Origin of the sequence: Duganella sp. Dugasp56 (assembly GCF_047304105.1) — a bacterium.
Classification (GTDB): domain Bacteria; phylum Pseudomonadota; class Gammaproteobacteria; order Burkholderiales; family Burkholderiaceae_D; genus Rugamonas; species Rugamonas hordei.
The window spans coordinates 126,417-141,995 of sequence record NZ_JBGLYQ010000010.1 but is presented as its reverse complement, the minus strand read 5'-3'; the positions used below and the strand labels follow the sequence as shown (position 1 = coordinate 141,995).

17 protein-coding genes are annotated in these 15,579 nt (G+C 64.8%); 8 read left to right on the top strand and 9 right to left on the bottom strand.

The window, feature by feature from the left end:
• Window positions 1-3: 3 nt before the first annotated feature.
• A complete protein-coding gene (locus ACCD07_RS09365) occupies window positions 4-423 on the bottom strand; it encodes a DUF2000 domain-containing protein (protein ID WP_353400398.1) in 420 nt (139 codons plus the stop codon).
• 184 nt (window positions 424-607) lie between these two features.
• On the opposite strand from ACCD07_RS09365, the gene ACCD07_RS09360 reads away from it, so the two are divergent.
• Window positions 608-1,207, top strand: a complete 600-nt coding sequence (locus ACCD07_RS09360; protein WP_413447164.1) for a LysE family translocator — start codon at window positions 608-610, stop codon at window positions 1,205-1,207.
• Window positions 1,208-1,234: 27 nt separating this feature from the next.
• A complete protein-coding gene (locus tag ACCD07_RS09355) occupies window positions 1,235-1,639 on the top strand; it encodes a hypothetical protein (protein ID WP_413447163.1) in 405 nt (134 codons plus the stop codon).
• Window positions 1,640-1,648: 9 nt separating this feature from the next.
• On the opposite strand, the gene ACCD07_RS09350 is transcribed toward ACCD07_RS09355, so the two are convergent.
• Both ACCD07_RS09350 and gluQRS read right to left on the bottom strand, forming a co-directional pair.
• Window positions 1,649-3,160 carry a CHAD domain-containing protein gene (locus ACCD07_RS09350; RefSeq protein WP_413447162.1) on the bottom strand — a complete coding sequence of 504 codons (1,512 nt, stop codon included), beginning with the start codon at window positions 3,158-3,160 and terminating at the stop codon, window positions 1,649-1,651.
• Between the two features lie 39 nt (window positions 3,161-3,199).
• Complete coding sequence (gene gluQRS / locus ACCD07_RS09345; RefSeq protein WP_413447161.1) at window positions 3,200-4,099, bottom strand: tRNA glutamyl-Q(34) synthetase GluQRS; 900 nt, start codon at window positions 4,097-4,099, stop codon at window positions 3,200-3,202.
• A gap of 85 nt (window positions 4,100-4,184) precedes the next feature.
• Here gluQRS and ACCD07_RS09340 point away from each other — a divergent pair, with 85 nt between their 5' ends.
• Window positions 4,185-5,810, top strand: coding sequence for a M28 family peptidase (locus ACCD07_RS09340; RefSeq protein WP_413447160.1), 1,626 nt, complete (start codon window positions 4,185-4,187; stop codon window positions 5,808-5,810).
• Between the two features lie 100 nt (window positions 5,811-5,910).
• Here the strand turns inward: ACCD07_RS09340 and ACCD07_RS09335 are convergent, their stop codons facing one another.
• Genes ACCD07_RS09335 through ACCD07_RS09310 form a run of 6 tightly spaced genes read right to left on the bottom strand, consistent with a single transcriptional unit; the run spans window position 5,911 to window position 11,697 of the window.
• Window positions 5,911-6,624: a hypothetical protein gene (locus ACCD07_RS09335; RefSeq protein ID WP_353400410.1), complete on the bottom strand. Its 714-nt coding sequence runs from the start codon at window positions 6,622-6,624 to the stop codon at window positions 5,911-5,913.
• A gap of 21 nt (window positions 6,625-6,645) precedes the next feature.
• Window positions 6,646-7,647: an AraC family transcriptional regulator gene (locus tag ACCD07_RS09330; protein WP_176654912.1), complete on the bottom strand. Its 1,002-nt coding sequence runs from the start codon at window positions 7,645-7,647 to the stop codon at window positions 6,646-6,648.
• The gene (locus ACCD07_RS09325; protein ID WP_176654913.1) at window positions 7,644-8,204 is read right to left on the bottom strand and encodes a DUF2059 domain-containing protein; all 561 of its coding nucleotides are present in this window, start codon (window positions 8,202-8,204) and stop codon (window positions 7,644-7,646) included. The genes ACCD07_RS09330 and ACCD07_RS09325 overlap by 4 nt, the downstream gene beginning before the upstream one ends.
• Before the next feature lie 19 nt (window positions 8,205-8,223).
• The gene (locus ACCD07_RS09320) at window positions 8,224-9,816 is read right to left on the bottom strand and encodes an OmpP1/FadL family transporter (RefSeq protein ID WP_353400414.1); all 1,593 of its coding nucleotides are present in this window, start codon (window positions 9,814-9,816) and stop codon (window positions 8,224-8,226) included.
• Window positions 9,817-9,862: 46 nt separating this feature from the next.
• A complete protein-coding gene (locus tag ACCD07_RS09315) occupies window positions 9,863-10,894 on the bottom strand; it encodes a transporter (protein WP_176654915.1) in 1,032 nt (343 codons plus the stop codon).
• Between the two features lie 35 nt (window positions 10,895-10,929).
• Complete coding sequence (locus ACCD07_RS09310; RefSeq protein ID WP_176654916.1) at window positions 10,930-11,697, bottom strand: C39 family peptidase; 768 nt, start codon at window positions 11,695-11,697, stop codon at window positions 10,930-10,932.
• A 554-nt stretch (window positions 11,698-12,251) separates the two neighbouring features.
• Between ACCD07_RS09310 and ACCD07_RS09305 the strand changes: the two genes are divergently transcribed.
• The 5 genes from ACCD07_RS09305 (at window position 12,252) to ACCD07_RS09285 (ending at window position 15,550) form a co-directional block, all read left to right on the top strand.
• On the top strand, window positions 12,252-12,761 hold the full coding sequence (locus tag ACCD07_RS09305) for a DUF6160 family protein (RefSeq protein WP_176654917.1): 510 nt from the start codon (window positions 12,252-12,254) through the stop codon (window positions 12,759-12,761).
• Window positions 12,762-12,883: 122 nt separating this feature from the next.
• Entirely contained in the window at window positions 12,884-13,393 is a 510-nt protein-coding gene (locus ACCD07_RS09300; protein WP_176654918.1) for a DUF6160 family protein, read from the top strand.
• A 47-nt stretch (window positions 13,394-13,440) separates the two neighbouring features.
• On the top strand, window positions 13,441-14,235 hold the full coding sequence (locus ACCD07_RS09295; RefSeq protein ID WP_176654919.1) for a hypothetical protein: 795 nt from the start codon (window positions 13,441-13,443) through the stop codon (window positions 14,233-14,235).
• Window positions 14,235-15,086 (top strand): hypothetical protein, encoded by an 852-nt coding sequence (locus tag ACCD07_RS09290; protein ID WP_413447159.1) that lies wholly within the window; start codon window positions 14,235-14,237, stop codon window positions 15,084-15,086. The genes ACCD07_RS09295 and ACCD07_RS09290 overlap by 1 nt, the downstream gene beginning before the upstream one ends.
• Window positions 15,086-15,550, top strand: a complete 465-nt coding sequence (locus tag ACCD07_RS09285) for a hypothetical protein (RefSeq protein ID WP_413447158.1) — start codon at window positions 15,086-15,088, stop codon at window positions 15,548-15,550. Before ACCD07_RS09290 ends, ACCD07_RS09285 begins: the two co-directional genes overlap by 1 nt.
• The last annotated feature ends 29 nt before the right edge of the window (window positions 15,551-15,579 follow it).

Sequence of the window (15,579 nt, the reverse complement as noted above, 5' to 3'; positions counted from 1 at the left end):
CGGCTATTTCAGCAGGCCCAGGTTGGCGACGATCTTGCCGACAGCTTTTTTCTCGCCCAGCAGCGCGACACCCACATACGACAGATCGTCCGTCGGCACCGCCAGCACCGCGGTTTGAAACGCCGCATAGTCGGTCGTCTGCTGGCCTTGCGTGGGGAAATCGACCACGTCGCAGCCGGCGGCGATGCCTTTGCCGCGTATCGCCGCCAGCTCGCCGGTGCCGGCGGCCAGCACGGCTATTCCTATGGGTATCAAGCCCGGATGCGGGAAGCCGGAGGCGTCGACCAGCGCGCCGCCGACCAGCCACGGGTGGCGTTGGCCCATCGTCAAGGCCAGTACGGCGGCCGCGTTTGCGGCGCGACCCGCGGCCAGGTCGCTGTTCACTATCACCACGCAGCGCGGGGTTGCGATTGCTGTTTCCATGCTTGCTCCAGTTGGGTTAAAACCTCATCGTTTCATGTAGCGCCGCGCCTGTCTTGAACGCTATTGCACGCTCGTATCGGCGAAACGACCAGTACACCACTAACAACTGTTTGTAAAAGTGTACTGGTGCAGTATCGTGCGCTTTCACTACAATGAATATTAATGCCCATCACCGGATATTCTTATGTCGCTCGATCTGCTGTTTCCGCTGTGCACCTTTGCCGCCATCAGTTCCATCACGCCCGGACCGAACAACGCGATGATATTGGCGTCCGGTCTGAACTACGGCTTTGCCCGCTCGCTGCCGCACCTGTTCGGCATATCCTGCGGCTTCACCTTCATGATCTTCGCCACCGGCATGGGGCTGCACGCGGTGTTCGAACAGGCGCCGATGCTGCAGGTGATCCTCAAGTACGCCGGCGCGGTGTATCTGCTGTGGCTGGCATGGAAGCTGGCCCATGCGGCGCCGATGAGCGCCGAGCAGGCCGCCATCTCCAAGCCGATGAGCTTTCTTGGCGCGGCGGCCTTCCAGTGGGTCAATCCCAAGGGCTGGGTGATGGCGGTCAGCGCGCTGACCACCTATCTGCCGCCCGGCTTCAAGGTGGGCGACGTGGCGCTGCTGGCCGGCGTGTTCGGCGTGATCGGCATCTTCTGCGTCGGTTCGTGGGCGATGTTCGGCGTGGCGATGCGTCGCGTGCTGCAGGACGCGCGCTCGGTGCGGATCTTTAATGTGGTGATGGCGCTGGCGCTGGTGGCTACTTTGTATCCTATCCTGATAACATAGGGTTTTAGCGGATAACGAGGAGTGCCGATGTATCGCCGAATTTTTGCCGGGCTGCTGCTGTCCGGCGTCGCCATGTTTGCCGGCGCCGCCACCTTGCCATCGGACCTGATGCGTCCGACGCCTGCCCTGGCTGTGCGCGGCTATGCGGAGCGCTGGATGTTCAGCATCGAGATCGAATCGGACGATGGTGCCGGCATTGAACGCTGCGGCAAGATTCTCGCCGCGCGCGGCCTGCTGCAGACGCTGTCGAAAACCGCTAGTTCGGCCGATCCGGTACTGCATTTCAAGGTGACGGCCAGCAAGGAGTATGCGCAGGCCGACAGCGAAGCGGACGATGCGCTGTCCGCCGTGCAGCATGCGAACTGCCCCGGCAAGCTGACGTGGACGGTGGCGTCGAAGCTGGTGCCTGCCTTGCAGCAGCCAGTCAAATAAAGGCCCCGTTCAGATGACGCGGGGTTGCCGCAGCGCGTGCAGCTGCCTGCGTATTTCAGCGGGATCGACACTGCGCTGGGAATGTATCGCCCGCAAGTAGCCGCGCGCGAAATCGACGCCGGCGGCCGCCCCGTTCGGCGCCTCGGCCAATTCCTGCAGCATGCGGTCTGCCACGACCAGGTCGTTATGCTGCCCCAGTTCATCCTGCAGCGTCGACAGGGTTTTCAGATAGTCGCGCACCGCCTTGCCGCGATACAGCGTGTGGAAGAATTCCATCGCGTAGCGGGCGCGCTTGGCCGCGATGCGCGTGCGGTGGATGGTCGTGGCGTCGCTGTCGTCCATCCGCTTGGCCCGCTTCAGCAATTTCTGGTGCAGGCGCTGGATCGTCCATTGCGCGAAATCGTCGGCGGGTGCTTGCAGGCCGGGCTCGGAGGCCTGCTGCTGCATCCACAAGCCCAGCGCCAACAGCAGGCGCGAATAGCGTGCCGACAGCAGCGCCTGCGCCGCGCGCTGGCGCGCCGTGCGCGCGGCGTCGAGCGCCAGCGCCTGCAGGTCCAGCAAGCCGCCTTTGCCGCCCGGCGTCGCCTGCACCTGGCCCAGCGTGGAGGTCAGCAGCACATCCCAGTCGCGTGCCGCACCCAGCTGCATGCCCAGCCAGCCGATGTCGTCCAGCAGCCCCGGCGGGCACGGCGCGACCGGATCGAACAGCTTCAGCGCCGAGCGCAGGCGGCGCACGCCGACCCGCATCTGGTGCAGCGTCTCGGCATCGTCGCCCTCGATGACGGCATTCTCGTTGTGCTGGATGTGCTGCAGGCAATTGCCCAGCACGGCCTGCAGCGCGTCGGAGACGGTGGCGCCGGCGTCCAGCTGCACGGGCTTGGCGCGATAGGGCACGGTGCCGGTCTGCCGGCACAGCGTGTAGCCCCGCTCCGCCTTGTTGGTGTTGCTGACGCGCACAGGAATTTGCTCCTGCAGCTGCAGCGCGAACGAGAACAGGCTGGCGGGATCGCCGTCCTTGAGTTCCAGTTCGATCTCGTTGACCGGCACCTGATGGCCGTGGCGCTCGATGCGGCCGTGGTCGAGCACCATTTCGATATGGCTGCCGTCGACGTCCAGGTCCCACACGTGGCGTTCCACCGTCACGACGAACAGCGGTTCCAGCCGCTGTTTCAGGTCGTCGGAATCCAGCAGCGCCTGCCATTGCCCGTCCTCGCCGATCAGCTTGCGCAGCTTGCCCAGACGCGGCCACGGCCGGTCCACCGGGCCTTCCCATTCATTGCGCCGGTGCAGGCCGCTTTGCACGCTGCCGCCGGCCTTCATGGTTTGCGTCCACGAACCGTCGGCCTTGCGCACGCGCAGGCCGGCGCCGTGGCGCATCAGGTGCAGGTCCGGCGTATCGAAATAGCGGGCCGACAGTTGCTGGGTGCGCGGCTGCGCGCGCGCGTGGGCGGCCACCAGCGGATGCTTGAGTAGTTTGTCGTTGTCTGCCGGGGACAGCAGAAGTTTGAGTTCGACTTCCATCGTTTCAGTGTAGATGAAGTAGGACGCGCGCAGCGCACCTTATCTTTGGCGCAAAACCTGTTCCCATGCGGGCGTGGCGGCGCGCCAGAATTCCTCGATGTTGCCGGCGCGGATGTCCATGCCGAGGAAACGCGCAGCCGGCAGCATGGCGTCCTGCAACAGCTGTTGCGGCGCGGCGCCGTTGTCGAAGGCTTGCGCGCCGGTCTGCTTGGACAGTTTTTCGCCGAACTCGTTGACCACCACCGGCACGTGCAGATAGGTCGGCCGCGGCAGGCCAAGCACTTGCTGCAGGTACAGCTGGCGCGGGGTGGAATCGAGCAGGTCGGCGCCGCGCACGATGTCGGTGATGCCTTGCGCGCCGTCGTCCACCACCACCGCCAGCTGATAGGCCCAGAAACCGTCGGCGCGCTTGATGACGAAGTCGCCGACATCGTCGGTCAGGTCCTGGCTGACATGACCGGCCCAGCGGTCGTCGAAGCTGACGACGCAGTGCGGTTGCCGCGGCACCTTCAGGCGCAGCGCGCGGGCGCTCTTGCCCGGGGCCAGGCCGTGGCGGCAGGTGCCGGGATAGATCAGCGCTTGCGCCTGGCGTCCGCTCAGGCTCAGTTGCGAATCGGCGATTTCCTTGCGCGAGCAGCCGCAGGGATAAACCAGGTCGCCCAGTTGCAGCAAGGCCTGTTGGTACAAATCGGTGCGGCGGCTTTGCCAGGTGACGTCGCCATCCCATTGCATGCCGCAGCGCCGCAGCGAGGCCAGGATGTGCTCGTCGGCGCCGGGCACGTTGCGGTCGCCGTCGACGTCTTCGATGCGCACCAGCCACTGGCCGTGGTGCACCTTGGCGTCCAGGTAGCTGGCCATGGCCGCCACCAGCGAGCCGATGTGCAGGGGGCCGGTGGGCGAGGGCGCGAAGCGGCCGATGTAGGGGGAGCGGTCTGTCATGCCGCCATTTTAGCGCGGCGATCGCATACAATGTGCGCGCGGCAATTTAACGGACCGCGCCCATCCCTTACCTATCCAGGAAATCATGCAAAAAATGACTCCATCCTTTGTTGCCTCCGCCTTGGCCATAAGCCTGGCGCTGGCATTCCCTGTCCACGCCGCGAAAAACGCCGCCACCGTGCAGGAAGCGCCGCTGCGCGCGCACCTTGCCTTCCTTTCCAGCGACGTGCTGGAAGGCCGTGGCACCGGCCAGCGCGGCGCCGACCTGACCGTTGCCTATCTGGAAACGCAGGCGCTGGCGCTGGGCTTGAAGCCGGGCAATGGCGACAGTTATCGCCAGTCGGTGCAGATCGCCGGCGTCAAGACGCAGCCGGCCGAGAGCACGCTGAAACTGGAAGCGGGCGGCCAGGCGCTGCCGATCAGCTTTGGCAAGGACTGGGTGTTCGCGCCCGGCGATGCGACCGCCGCGCACAGCTTCAACGCGGATCTGGTGTTCGTCGGCTACGGCATCACCGCGCCGGACGAGCAGTGGAACGATTACAAGGGCATGGACCTCAAGGGCAAGATCCTGGTCATGATGGTCAACGACCCGCAGCCCACCGCCGAGCAGCCGAAGCGCTTCAACGGCAAGGGCCTGACCTACTACGGCCGCTGGACCTACAAGTTCGAGGAAGCCAAGCGCCAGGGCGCCGCCGGCGTGCTGCTGATCCACACCACGCCGAGCGCGTCGTACGGCTGGAGCGTGATCCAGAACAGCTGGTCGGGCGTGGAGCGCTTCCAGCTGGCGGCGGGCACGCTGGGCACCGAGCTGCAGGGCTGGATGACCGACGATACCGCCCGCGCGCTGTTCAAGGCCGCAGGCCAGGACCTGGACGCGCTGCGCGCCGCCGCCGAAAGCAAGGACTTCAAGCCGGTGCCGCTGGCCGCCAGGCTGAGTGGCGAGATGAAGGCGGCTGTGCGCAAGGTCGAGCAGTTCAACATCGCCGCCGTGGTGCCGGGTACGGATGCAAAGCTGAAGGATGAGGTAGTGATCTACAGCGCGCACTGGGATCACCTGGGCAAGCAGGGGGATAGTGGAGACACGATCTTCAACGGCGCGGTCGACAACGCCTCCGGTTCGGCCGCCTTGCTGGCGATGGCGCAGGAAGCCGTGCGCGCGCCGGCCAAACGCAGCCAGATGTTCCTGTGGGTGGCCGCTGAAGAGCAGGGTCTGCTGGGCAGCGCCGCGTACTCCGCGTCGCCGCTGTGGCCGCTGGCTAAGACCGCCGCCAACCTGAACCTGGATAGCCTGAACTTCGTCGGTGCAACGCGCGACATCGGCACGCAGGGCAGCGAGCGCACCGAGTTGGGCAAGCTGGCCGAGACGGCCGCCAAGGCAATGGGCATGCACATCGCCGAGGCGGAACCGGACCTGGCGGGCGGTTACTTCCGCAGCGATCACTTCAACTTCGCCAAGAATGGCGTGCCGGCGTTCTCGATCGAATCGGGCCGCGAGTACATCAAGGATCCGGCCGGCTCGAAAGCCAAGGCCGACGCGTACGACAAGCGCTACCACCAGGTCAGCGACGAGTACGATGCGGGCTGGGATCTGTCGGGCATGGTGCAGACGGCGCAATACACGCTCAACCTGGGCCGCCTGATCGCCAACGGCGCCAAGCTGCCCGAATGGAAAGCCGGCGACGCCTTCGCCAAGCCGCGCAACTTGAAGTAAGCCAACTCCGGGGTCAGATCCGACATTTGGACACTAGCTCTGCCGTAATCGCCATTACGGCAGAGCTAGTGTCCAAATGTCGGATCTGACCCCGGATTTTTTAGTGATGGAAGGCCATCGTGATGGTGGTGCCGGTCAGGTCTATGCCCTTGATCGAGATGCTGCCGAAGCTGGCGCCTTCCGTGCCCTTCACGCGGATGTTGTTGAAGTTGATCTCGCCGATCGACGACGGCATGCTCAGCGTCAGCGAGCCGTCCTTGTTGATCGTCGCCGAGGCCTTGCTCGGGTCGTAGACGACGTTCTTCATGCTGGTGTCCGCCTCCAGGAAACCCAGTATCGGATTGACCAGCTTGGCCATGTCGCCGACCACTTCCAGCCCGTTGTTCCTGGCCTGCTTGACGGCGGTCACCAGTTCGTCGCTGAGGCCTTGCGCCGAGGTCTCGCCCAGTTCTTCTTCGCTGAGTGCCTGCAGGCCGGAGCGCTCGCTGATCTGCAAGCCCTGCTGGTCCTTGCTGAGGATGATGGGCGTGCCGATCGCCAGCGACGGCAGCGCCTGCGCCGCGTAGGTCTCCATCGGCGCCAGCAGCGAGGTGGCGATCGCCGCCGCCATCCGCAGGCGGCGTTGCTTGCGCAGCGCCTGCTCGATGTGCTGCTGCGAGATCAGGTTCAGCTCGGCGAAAATGTCGCCCAGCCGCTGGCCGGTGGCGCGCTGCAGCTCGATCGCGCTGGCCAGTTGTTCTTCGGTAATCAGCTTCTGCTTGACCAGCAGCTGACCCAGCATCGACTTGCTTTGATTATTCGATAACCATCCCATCGCCATCTCCCTCGTTGTTGTTTATGCCGACTTGCGCGGCGTGGTGGCGTTCATCGATTCCGGCTCCGGTCCCGGCTGGTGCGCCAGATGCTGGATGTCCGACGGCGCCATGCCGAACCAGCGTTTGCAGGCGCGGTAGAAGGCGCTCGGCTCGGAGAAGCCCAGCTGGAAACTGAGCATCTTCAGCGACAGCTCGCCGCAACTGAGCGACTGCCGCGCCAGCTCGCGCCGGGTGTCGTCGACCAGGTTGGTGAAGCTGGTGCCTTCCTCGGCCAGCCGCCGCTGCAAGGTGCGCTCGCTCATCATCAGCTGGGCGGCGACGTCGTCGCGGTGCGGCGGGCCTTTCGGCAGCAGGCTCGCCAGCAGGCCCTGCACCTTGGCGCTGAAGGTCGGCGGTTCGGCGCGCGCCAGCGAGGCCAGCACGCGCTCGCCGCTGCCCGGCATCAGCGGCGGGTTGGCCGGCAGCGCCATCACCAGGTCGGTGTCGGAAAACTCCATGACGTTGTGCGGCATCGAGAACTTGACCGGGCAACCGAAGGTTTCGCGGTACACGTGGGCGTTGGCCGGTTCGGGGAAGGTGTATTCGACCACCACCGGCGCGATGTCGTCGCGGCCGGCGGCGCAGCGCAGCGAGCGCAGCAGTACGCACCAGACAAAGTCGTAGCGCTGCTGCGGCACGTCGCGCCGCGCGCCCGGCAGCAACAGGCCGACGCGGGTGTGGCCGTGGCAGCGCTCGATCGAGCTTTGCACCGTCGGCGACACCAGCATGATGTGGCCCATCACGCCCAGCCAGCCGAGCCGGTGCGGCGACGAGATCTTCAGGCCGATCAGCGGATCGCCCGATTTTTCCACCACCAGCTCCCACAGGTGGCTCAGTTTGTCGGACAGGGTCAGCGCGTCGCAGGCGAGGCCGTCTCCTTCGTCCAGTCCGGCTTGCGCGAACAGCGCTTCCGCTTCCACGCCGGAATGGGTCAGGCGCGATTTGACGCCGCGCACCAGATGCAGGGCGGAGGAGTAAGTCATGGCGTGACCGCGGTGCGCAGGCGCAGGCCGATTTTTTCTTTCAGGCCTTGCAGTTTGGGATCGATGACCGAGCGGGTGTCGGCGGCCACGCCTTCACCCAGGGTCTTTTGCATTTCCGGCAGCATGGCCTCGAATTTTTTCTTGACCGGCGATTCGAGGATGGCGATCAGCTGCTTCAGCTCGTCCTCGGTGTAGCGCTCGGCCAGCAGCGGAGCGATGGTGGTCGGGATCAGCTTGTCGGCGCTGCCCTTGGTGATCGGCGTGGCCTCGGCCATGAACTGCTTGGCTTCGCCGACGATGTCGTTCATCGCGGCGTCGCGCTTCTCCGGCGCGGCGCGGCCCTGCAGCATGGCGCGCGCCTGCTGCACCGCGTCGCCCACCGGCACTTGCAGCATCGATTGGCCGATGTTGTCCGGGTTCCACAGCTTGAGGACCTGGTCGACCAGTGCCTGCTTGGCCGGCGATACCGGCGCCGTCGCCGCCTGGGCGCCGGCGCAGGCCGCGCCCAGGGCCAGCAGCAGCAAACCGCGTTTGTACAGAGTATTCGTCGATGTCATGTTTTTGCTCCTCAAAAAATCAGAAACGCTTGTTGATCTCAAAACCGAAATAGCGCACGTGGATGTCGCCCTGGACGTTCTGGCCGGCATACGGGTTGTAGATGATGTTCAGGAAATTGCTGCAGTTCATATTGCAATCGGTGTTGGCCGGCGTGTTGAATTTGCCCGTCATGTAGGAGCCGGTCACGCTGATCTCGGTGTTCTTGTTGAGCTTGAAGCTCAGGCCGGCGCTCAGCAGCTTGGTGTTGGGCAGCGGCGCCAGCAAGTCGATCTTGTCGGCCGGTACCGAGGACTTGCGCGGCTCGAAGCCGAAGCGCAGCGCCAGCCGCTCCATCGGATACAACTGCAGGCCGTAGGCGAAGTTGACCACGCTCTTGTAGCCGCGCGGGATCACCAGCCGGGTCGAATCCGGGATGCCGTACAGCCGCGCCACTTCCAGCAGCTTGATGCTTTGGTCGAACTGGAAGCGCAGCGCGTCCCAGTCGCTCCAGCGGGCGTAGCTGGCGTCGACGTTCAGCTGGGCAAAATGCACCGGCCGCAGCTTGATGCCGAGCTGCACGTGGGAGGGGAAGGGGATGATCGCGCTCATATTGCCCCGCTGCGTGGCTGGAATCGAGCTCGGGAAGCCCAGCACGGCGCCGGCGATCGGTCCCAGCAGCGAGGCGTTCAGGCCCTTGACGAAGTTGCGCAGCATCGGCTCGGTGTCGAACACATAGGTGCCGGTGTAGTGCGTCTTCGAGCCGCCCTGGTAGACCGCGCCCAGCCCCAGCCACGGCGCCGGTTCCCACAGCACGCCGAGGTTGATGGTCGGATCGACCGGCGCCGTCAGTTCCAGCCGCATGTTGGCGGCCTTCTTGAACGGGCTGACCATGCCGTCCTTGCCGCCGCCGCACACGCCGAAGCCGAACACGTCGATGATGTTGCCGCCGTTTTCCGGGCACCAGCCTTTTTGCAATTGGCCGAACACGCCCAGCAGCTCGTTGGGGAAGCGCATATTGGTGTCGACCACGAAGGCGGCGTGGGCGATCGGCACCGAGACGCCGAAGCGCAAGGTGTCCGAATACTTGTAGCCGATCGACGGCGACAGGTAGACCAGCCGCTGGATCTGCTCCTGCCGGCCCTGGTACTGGCCGGGATCGTTGGGATCGGTGGTGCGGTCCAGGCTCATCGCCTGCGACATATAGCTGTCGGTGGCGAAGGTCCACGGCGAGCCGGCCTTGTTCCAGTACATGCCGATGCCGGGCACGGCCACCGCCGGCAGGCGCCAGCCAGGCATGCCGTAGCCGGGCACGTACATCACCTGGCGCACCGGGCCGGTGCGGGTGTTGGAGATCGGATCCTCGGTCCAGCCGCCGATGTCGAAGTTCGGTCCCGGCGTGAAGGCGGCCGAGGTGCGGATCGAGGCGACGAAGTTGTGGATGCTCTCGCCGTCGCCGCTCAGCCGCGCCAGGCCGGCCGGGTTGAAGTGGATCGACGCGATGCCGGGCGGATCGGCCGTCACGGCGTTGCCGAGCGACATGGCGACCACGCTGGTGGTCAGGTTTTCGGTCAGCGCGGCGTGGACGGAAAGCGGACACAGCGCGGCACACGCGCCGGCAACCGCTGCAGCCATGGCCGTGGCGCGCCTCCGCATGAGGACGTTGCTGTGCATGGTCATATCAGAAATTCAGCGGCAGGTTCATGCCGATGGTGAATTGCGGCGAGTCCGGCGTCAGGCCGATGCCGACCGAGACGTTGACGGTGGTCTTGGGCGATACGCGGTAGCCCAGGCCCATGTTGAGGATGCTCGACGTCTGCATATGGGTCTTGGCTTCCAGGCCGTCGGCAAAGCGCAGCTTCGAGCCGGCCGAGATCGCCTCCTGGAAGGAGATCGTGGTGGAAATGCCGTAGGACAGCGCATACGCGAAGCCCATGCCGAAGCCGACCGAGTTGCCGGGCTGAACGCGGGTCAGGATGCGGGTGCCGTTGACCTGGTACAGATGCTTGGCCGGCAGGCTGGCGGTGAAGTTGAGCGAGCCGAACAGTGCGACCGGGTCGACGATCTTGTTGACGTTGAGGCCGGCCGAGAAGGCGCCGACGCCGCTGCCGGTGGCCTCGCCGCTGCCGGCGATGATCTTGAACGGGCTGCGGCCGGTCGGCAGGCGGGCATTGGTGGTGACGGTCAGGTTGGGCGTGTCGCGGCGCGCCTCGAATGGCTGCCAGCGGGCACCCAGGCTGAGGTCGCCCAGCGAGTTGGAGATGCCGTTCGACAGGTTGTTGTCCGAGTAGCGCGAGATCAGCGGCAAGGTGACGTTGCCGGTCAGGTTGTCGAGCAGGCCGTAGTCGGCCGAGAAGGTGTTGGTGACTGTGTGCGAGCTGGTGTTCTCGATGTTGAACAGCGTGGTGCTGCCGTTGGCCAGGTCGGTGACGATGCGCTCCTCGCCGACGTAGGCGTAGCTCAGGTCGTAGGTGACGGACAGCTGGTTGCGGCGTATCAGCGAATATTGCTTGTCGACGGCGGTCAGCGTCTGCTTCAGCAGCGCGCTCTGGTCGCCTTCGCCTTCCTTCTTGGCCAGCGCGTCGCGCGCGGCGTCGGCGCTGGCCGGCGCGGTGGCGGCGGCGTTGCCGGTGCTGGTCTGTTGCGCCGTGGCCGGCAGCGCCATCATGATGGTTGCGATGGCTGCAGCAACAGGCATGGTACGGAAAATCATATCGTCATCCTCGAGAAAGTGTGGGCGCTGCGGAATTAATTGCGATGCATCCAGGTGCCGGCGGCGCCCGAATTGACGGCGCGCAGCAACAGCTGGGCCGAGTTGCTGATGCCGGTCTGCTGGCCTTTGCCGGTCACGCGGTCCATGTCGGTCACGCCCAGTTCCTGGTCGGTCAGCGCCAGCTGCGCCACCGGCCGCTGACCCTTGGCCGGCGAGATGATGAACAGCGTGTTCTTGTCCCACCAGCGCGCGAACTCCTCGACCGAGAACACGATGTTGCCGGCCGACGGATCGGCGATGTAGACCACGCCGTCGCGGATGCCGCGCAGCACCACGAAGTGCTTGGAACCGGCGTAGTCGATCGGCACGATGGCCGGTTCCTCCAGCGTCTTCAGGTCCTTGATCTCGGCCTTGAAGCCGGCGCCGGACAGGCCCAGCGAACCGACGTAGCGCTTCATGTCGAGCAGCGAAAAGCCGCGCCGCTCGATGATCTTTTCCTTCTCGCCCTTGTCCAGCATGCCTTCCATGGCTTGCTGTTCGTTGACCATCACGCCGAGGTGATAGTTGAGGATGGTGACCAGCGCGGCCGAGCCGCAGCTGTAGTCGAACGCCTGGCGCACGATGTGCTTGTACTTGAGTTCGGAAAACGGTTCCAGGCTCACCGATTGCACGTAGGCGCCGCCGCCCAGCATGGCTTGCGGCATCTCGAACTGGCTCTTCGGACGGTCCTGCGGTTCGTGTCGGGACATGACACCGGCGCCACCTATCAGGGCGGCGACTACGCCCAGCAACAGCATCAGCATGGCGTCAGCCTGCCGAGCTCAGGCAGCTGCGCATGCGCGACGGCGTACTCAAGCGCGCGCGTAAAAAATGATGAAGCGAGGATGCCGGCAAAGCTCGCGAATAAGCTCCGCCCAGAGGCGTCGGGCGCCCCAATGCTGGTTTCATGCTGTCTCCAATATTCTAGATTAGAACGACCGTGCTTTATTAGGGCGACAACTCGTCTTTGTATTTTTGTAACTTATTAACGCATGTTTTGCCTGTGTCAGGCATTAAGTTTTTTAGAAATGTGACTCTAGAAATTTTGGACTGAACTTATGCTATCGCAGACAACACTTGCGTGGCACAGCCCCCACTCTGTATGGCTCTCAAGGCCAAGACGTTGGCTTTCCAAGTCAGCGTGAAAAGATGGACCCGTGTCGGGGCCGACTCATATGATTAACTTAATTAATAGTCAAATATTAAGATTTTCACGGCACCGGACAGTGCGCGCCGCGGCTCCTACCCGGAGCCCAGGATCAGCCTGACGGTCGTGAGCCCAGACAAAAAATTCCAACTTTAACTCGGAGATACCACCATGCAAATCGTTAAAACCGCAATCGCAGCAGCCCTGGCAACCCTGGCTTTCTCGGCATCGGCCATGACCCCGATCCAGGATGCTGAACTGAGCACCGTCAGCGGCCAGGACGGCGTATCGATCGCAGCTAACCTGAACATCAAGATCGATTCCTTCGTCTACACCGACACCGACGCACTGGACGCCAACGGCCTGGGTGGCGGTTCGGTATCGTTCAACGGCATCAAGGTCAACGGCCTGATCGCCGCCAACATCGACATCCTGTCGAAGAACTCCTTCCTGGCCGCTGCCGGCGCCGCCGGCGTGACCAACCCAGGCACCTTCTACAGCCCGGCGACCGGCGGCGACGTCGTGCAGATCGCGATTCCAGCCTCCGTGGTTGCGGACGGCCACTACCTGAACGTGTCGGTCGACGCGATCAAGATGGGCAACAACGCAGCGTCGTTCGGTTCGGTCGCGATGAACCAGATCGACATGCGCGGCACCACTGTGTGGATCTTCGCACACTAATGCCGGCGGCTCGCAAGGCCTGTAGCTTGGCCTGACGAGTCATGGACGATAGCAGCTGCGGGGCCATAAGATGGTCCCGCAGTATAAAAAAAACCACACCAAAACCATCACGGAGACGACACATGCAATTCATCAAGACCGCAGTAGCAGCAGCCCTGGCAACCCTGGCCTTCTCGGCATCGGCCATGACCCCAATCCAAGACGCTGAACTGAGCACCGTCAGCGGCCAGGATGGCGTGTCGATCGCGGCCAACCTGAACATCAAGATCAACTCGTTCACCTACACCGACACCGACGCGCTCGACGCCAACGGCCTGGGTGGCGGTTCGGTATCGTTCAACGGCATCAAGGTCAACGGCCTGATCGCCGCCAACATCGATATCCTGTCGAAGAACTCCTTCCTGGCCGCTGCCGGCGCCGCCGGCGTGACCAACCCAGGCACCTTCTACAGCCCGGCGACCGGCGGCGACGTCGTGCAGATCGCGATCCCAGCCTCCGTGGTCGCGGACGGCCACTACCTGAACGTGTCGGTCGATGCGATCAAGATGGGCAACAACGCAGCGTCGTTCGGCTCGGTAGCGATGAACCAGATCGACATGCGCGGCACCACCGTGTGGATCTTCGCTCACTAATCAGCTGAGCTGCGGCGGCCGCGTGCGCGGCTGCCGCTCCCGCCATCATGAGAACCCCCACCACCTGGCGTGCGCTGGCGCTGTGCGCGGCTTTGGCCTGCGGCACGCAACCGGCGTCGGCGCAAATGCAGCCGCTGAGCGAAGAGGAACTGTCCAACACGCGTGGCCAGGGCCTGGTCGCGCTCACCAATAGCAGTCTGGGCGGCTACGACTTCAGCAAGATCGCGCTGGACGCCGACATCACGCTGAGCGCCAACCTGCGCAACATGCGGCTGGGCGAATACAACTACTCGCTGCGCAACGGCGGCGGCGCCGACATCGACATCGGCCTGCTGCAGTTCGGCCGCAGCGACGGCACCGAGGCGCAGCGCCTGGTGCATATCAGCAACCCCTATTTTGAATTTGTGTACCGCAACGCCGGCGACGGCGCGGCGCGTGAAGTGATCGGCATGCGCTTCGGCTTCGACGCCATCAGCGGCGACGTCGGCATGAAGATCAACACCCTGTCCGGCTCGATGAAGGTGAGCGGGCTGGCGGCCGACGGCACGGGCGTGTTGCTCGACTCGCATACCGATGCGCTGGGCGGAAAGCGCTGGGACGGCTCGTGCACGGCGCCGTGCCTGTCGTTCGCGCAGCTGGGCGGCGTGACGGCGGGCGACGCCAGCGGCCCGAGCCGCGACTTCTGGGTGTCGGTGCTGAAGAACGGCGTGCAATTCCCGACAGCGGCCGGGGCGCCGGTGTCGGATCCGGCGCAGGCCGGCGTCTGGCTGAACTGGCGCGACAAGCTGCAGGCCCTGAACACCACCGGCATCGTTCCGCCCAACCTGCCCAAGGTGAAGTGATGGGCGCGGCGCGCGCGTTGTTGTTGTCTTCGTTGTTGGCGGCCTTGCCGGCGCTGGCGCTGGAGCCGCTGAACGACGCGGCGCTGTCGTCGGTGCGCGGGCGCGACGGCGTCAGTTTCGACTTGAGCGGCTTCGCCATGAGCGGCGATGCGCGCGTCACCTACACCACGCCGACCGGCACCAGCCTGTACGCGGAAAAATTCAGCGCCTCGCGCAGCGACAATCCGCTGCCGTTTTCCGACCCCTACAAACTCGACATCGTGTCCGGCGCGCCGGGGCTGGCCGACGTCATCAACATCGCCTTCCCGCGCAACACCAGTGCCGACCAGCGCTGGCAGATGGCTTACGACTGGGGCGTGGGCGCGGACGGCGTCACGCGGGAGCAGGGCAGCGTGGTGGTCAAGGACATGGTGTTCTATGGCGGTGGCCTGCAGTTCTCGACGCCGCAGGTGAACGACGGCATCGCCTTCGGCGCGGCGCTGCGGATGGATATCGGCCAGCTGTCGTTCCAGCCACGCGGACGCACGGATGCGACCGAGGCGATGGTGCTCAGCGGCGTGCACATCGGCGGCGTCGACGGCAACGGCGTGTTCAACAACTCGCCGTGGATGCTGGCGAACGTGGCCTCGCAGCCGGCGGTGATCAACGCGCTGACCGACGAGACGGGGCCGCGGCTGCACATCGGCATCGACTGGCCGGACCCGCGCTACGGCAGCGGCGTGGCGCCGGCGGGCGGGATCGTGGTCGACAATATTTCCTTCGTCAGCCCGGGGCAGCCGGCGGTGGACCTGGGATCGTCGCGCATAGGCTCGATCCAGATCCAGTACCTCGATATCAAGTTCAAGCACTGATGGTGCGCGCACTCTATTTACTGTTGATGCTGGCGGCGGGCGTGGCGCGGGGCGGCACGCTGCAGGCGCTCGACGACAAGGAGTTGTCGCAGGTGAGCGGGCAGGACGGCATCAGCTTTGCCGCGCACATTTCGCTGAACGATCCGACGCTGGTGGGGGCGGTGGCCGACAGCCGCTTGTCGCTGGGCTTCAACGGCGACGGGCAGAACCGCTACATCGTGTTCAAGAATGTGCGCGGCATGGTGGACATGTTTGCCGTCACCTTGGGCGTGCAGAACCGCAGCGACGGCGGCGGCGACTACATCGCCATCGGCCTGCCGGGATATGTACGCTACACCAACTTCGGCTTCGAATCGCTGAGCGTGCAGACCGACCCGAACGCGCCGGTCACCGGCAACCTGGGCAGTCTCAACATCAACGGCAACGTCTCGCTGCAAGGCCAGGTCCGCCTCTGGTCGCATTAAATCCGGAGTCTGGATCCGGGGTCAGATCT

Coding starts and splice junctions, on each gene's coding strand:
- ACCD07_RS09365 (WP_353400398.1), bottom strand. CDS start 423: ATGGAAACAGCAATCGCAACCCCGCGCTGCGTGGTGATAGTGAACAGC.
- ACCD07_RS09360 (WP_413447164.1), top strand. CDS start 608: ATGTCGCTCGATCTGCTGTTTCCGCTGTGCACCTTTGCCGCCATCAGT.
- ACCD07_RS09355 (WP_413447163.1), top strand. CDS start 1,235: ATGTATCGCCGAATTTTTGCCGGGCTGCTGCTGTCCGGCGTCGCCATG.
- ACCD07_RS09350 (WP_413447162.1), bottom strand. CDS start 3,160: ATGGAAGTCGAACTCAAACTTCTGCTGTCCCCGGCAGACAACGACAAA.
- gluQRS (WP_413447161.1), bottom strand. CDS start 4,099: ATGACAGACCGCTCCCCCTACATCGGCCGCTTCGCGCCCTCGCCCACC.
- ACCD07_RS09340 (WP_413447160.1), top strand. CDS start 4,185: ATGCAAAAAATGACTCCATCCTTTGTTGCCTCCGCCTTGGCCATAAGC.
- ACCD07_RS09335 (WP_353400410.1), bottom strand. CDS start 6,624: ATGGGATGGTTATCGAATAATCAAAGCAAGTCGATGCTGGGTCAGCTG.
- ACCD07_RS09330 (WP_176654912.1), bottom strand. CDS start 7,647: ATGACTTACTCCTCCGCCCTGCATCTGGTGCGCGGCGTCAAATCGCGC.
- ACCD07_RS09325 (WP_176654913.1), bottom strand. CDS start 8,204: ATGACATCGACGAATACTCTGTACAAACGCGGTTTGCTGCTGCTGGCC.
- ACCD07_RS09320 (WP_353400414.1), bottom strand. CDS start 9,816: ATGGCTGCAGCGGTTGCCGGCGCGTGTGCCGCGCTGTGTCCGCTTTCC.
- ACCD07_RS09315 (WP_176654915.1), bottom strand. CDS start 10,894: ATGATTTTCCGTACCATGCCTGTTGCTGCAGCCATCGCAACCATCATG.
- ACCD07_RS09310 (WP_176654916.1), bottom strand. CDS start 11,697: ATGCTGATGCTGTTGCTGGGCGTAGTCGCCGCCCTGATAGGTGGCGCC.
- ACCD07_RS09305 (WP_176654917.1), top strand. CDS start 12,252: ATGCAAATCGTTAAAACCGCAATCGCAGCAGCCCTGGCAACCCTGGCT.
- ACCD07_RS09300 (WP_176654918.1), top strand. CDS start 12,884: ATGCAATTCATCAAGACCGCAGTAGCAGCAGCCCTGGCAACCCTGGCC.
- ACCD07_RS09295 (WP_176654919.1), top strand. CDS start 13,441: ATGAGAACCCCCACCACCTGGCGTGCGCTGGCGCTGTGCGCGGCTTTG.
- ACCD07_RS09290 (WP_413447159.1), top strand. CDS start 14,235: ATGGGCGCGGCGCGCGCGTTGTTGTTGTCTTCGTTGTTGGCGGCCTTG.
- ACCD07_RS09285 (WP_413447158.1), top strand. CDS start 15,086: ATGGTGCGCGCACTCTATTTACTGTTGATGCTGGCGGCGGGCGTGGCG.